The following is a 2222-nucleotide window of genomic DNA, read 5'->3' on the forward strand; positions in this document are numbered from 1 at the left end:
GCGCCAGGGCTGCCTGGCCAGCGAAGTGCTGATCGATTGCGACCGCGTGCGCCTGTGCCTGCTGGCCGGCGAGCGCGATCAGGCCCGCAGCCTGCTGGATGCCTGCCGTGAGCGCTTGCCGGATGGCGGCGAAGGGCATGAACTGCTGCGCGGGCGCCTGGCCTTCCTCGACGGCGAACTGCTGCTCCTGCAAGGCGACGCCCCGGCGGCAACGCTGGCGCTGGAAAACGGCGCACGCCTGGCTCGCGCCTGCGCCGACCCCTACATCCTGCATGGCCTGCTCGGCCTTGGCGAGGCGGCCTCGCGTAGCGCTGACGCTGCGTCGGCGCAGCGCTACTGCGAGGAAGCCGAACGCCGCATGCATTGCTGGAAGGTGCAGCCCGACTGCTACCGGCTGCCGCTGGAAAGCCTCAAGCTGCGCCTGCTGGCGCGCCAGGGCCAGTGGTTGCGCCTGTACCACGAGGCAACTGCGCTGGAAGCCGAGCTGGAACAGCGCCCTGAGCGGGTCGCGCCACTGCATACGCCTTCGCTGCCGCAACGCGTGCGCTACCTGCTGGCGCTGGCCGAGGCGGGTTGTGGCCGCATCGAGGCCGCGCGCGCGCGTCTGCTGGCGCTGCGCGAAGAGTGCCTGGGCCTGGGTTACCAGGCGCTGGCGAGCGAGGTCGAGCAGGCCCTGCACAGCCTGAAGGTCGAGATGGCGCCGGAGCGTCTGCCCAGTCTGTTGCCGACCTCCAGCGGCGAAGTCGCCGACAGCGCCCACGGCCTCACTGCACGGGAAGTCGCGGTGCTGCGTCTGCTCGCCGAGGGCCTGTCGAACCAGGAAATCGGCAACAGCCTGTTCATCTCGCTCAACACGGTGAAGACCCACGCTAAGAAGATCAACGTCAAGCTCGGCGTGCGCCGGCGCACCCAGGCCATCGTCCGCGCCAAGTCACTGGGGCTGCTCGGTTGAACCGGCTTCCTGCAGCGTGCGGAGCAGGTCCACCAGTGCGCGGGCACAGGCGGGCAGCGCCTCGCGGTCGCGCAGCAGCACGCTGCGTTCGCGGACCACCCAGGGCTCGTCCAGCGGCAGGATGCGCAGGTTCATGGTGCGGCTGTGGCGGATGGCGGCGGTTTCCGGGATCACCCCGATGCCGACCCCGGCCTCGACCATCCGGCAGATGGCTTCGAAGCTGGCCACCTGGATGCGCAGGTTGAGGTCGCCGCCGACGCGCTCCACCTGTTCGCGCAGGAAGCTCTGCAGGGTGCTGCCTTCATGCAGGGCGATGTGCGGGTAGTCCAGGGTGTCGGCGAGGGTCAGGCGGGGCAGGGCGCACAGCGGGTGCTCCGGGGCGACTGCGAGCACCAGGCGGTCGGTGCTGAAGTGGACGATCTGCAGGCCTTCGGCGCGCACCGGGCCGGCAACTATGCCCAGGTCCGCAGAGCCATCGAGGATGGCACGGACGATGTCGCGGTTCAGCCGCTCCTGCAGGTCAACGCTGACGCCGGGACGGTCGGCAAGGAAGTCCGCCAGCAGCTCGGGGAGGAATTCGGTGACCGCCGTGGTGTTGGCGAAGATGCGGATGTGCCCGACCTGATCGCCCGCCTGGCCGCTGAAGTCGCTCTTCAGGTGATCGACCTGGCGCAGGATCAGCCGCGCGTGCTGCAGCAGGCGTTGGCCGGCCGGGGTCAGCTCGACGCCGCGGTTGTCGCGGTAGAGCAGGCGGCAGTCGAGCTGGCCTTCCAGCGCCTTGATCCGCGCACTGGCGGCGGCCGCCGAGAGATGGGCGCGGCGCGCGCCCTGGGTGAGGCTGGGGGCTTCGGCGATGTGCGCGAAAAGCCGCAGGTCGGCGAGGTCGAAGTGCATGGGCGGTTCTCCGCGAAGCGACAGACAGCGGCGCTAGGCTTGAAGTGTGGAAATGGCGTTAGGGTTTGCCTAACGCTGGATTATGAAAATGTGGATTCGACGAACGCAAGCCCTGTTGCATGCTCCGTTCACCAACCTGCCAAGAGGTCCGAAATGAGCGATTCGCCCTACGCCGACTGGATCGGCCGCTCCCAGGAGCGCGAGGAAGAACTGAGCACGCTGCTGGTCCGCCGCCTGGCCGTGACCCTGGCTGAAGAAGCTCCGGCTGCCGGCGATGCACTGCCGCCGCTGTGGCACTGGATGTTCTTCCAGGATGAAGTGACCGAGCCGGGCCTGGGCGCCGACGGCCATCCGGCGCGCGGCGGCTTCCTGCCCC

At 69.3% G+C, this 2222-nt stretch carries 2 protein-coding genes and 1 pseudogene; 2 read left to right on the forward strand and 1 reads right to left on the reverse strand.

The window, feature by feature from the left end; translation table 11 throughout:
• On the forward strand, nucleotides 1-952 hold a 952-nt coding region (locus ACCC94_RS29405; RefSeq protein WP_413353114.1), incomplete at its 5' end, for a response regulator transcription factor.
• On the opposite strand, the gene ACCC94_RS29410 is transcribed toward ACCC94_RS29405, so the two are convergent.
• Nucleotides 932-1846, reverse strand: coding sequence for a LysR substrate-binding domain-containing protein (locus ACCC94_RS29410; RefSeq protein ID WP_413353115.1), 915 nt, complete (start codon nucleotides 1844-1846; stop codon nucleotides 932-934). The genes ACCC94_RS29405 and ACCC94_RS29410 overlap by 21 nt on opposite strands.
• A gap of 153 nt (nucleotides 1847-1999) precedes the next feature.
• On the opposite strand from ACCC94_RS29410, the pseudogene ACCC94_RS29415 reads away from it, so the two are divergent.
• Nucleotides 2000-2222: pseudogene (locus tag ACCC94_RS29415) on the forward strand (MaoC family dehydratase N-terminal domain-containing protein); the annotation flags it as partial.

Source organism: Pseudomonas sp. Pseusp97 (genome assembly GCF_047304025.1).
In the GTDB taxonomy this organism is placed as follows: domain Bacteria; phylum Pseudomonadota; class Gammaproteobacteria; order Pseudomonadales; family Pseudomonadaceae; genus Pseudomonas.

Excerpts from the sequence above, each read along its gene's own strand:
- ACCC94_RS29410 (WP_413353115.1), bottom strand. The coding sequence starts at position 1,846 with ATGCACTTCGACCTCGCCGACCTGCGGCTTTTCGCGCACATCGCCGAA.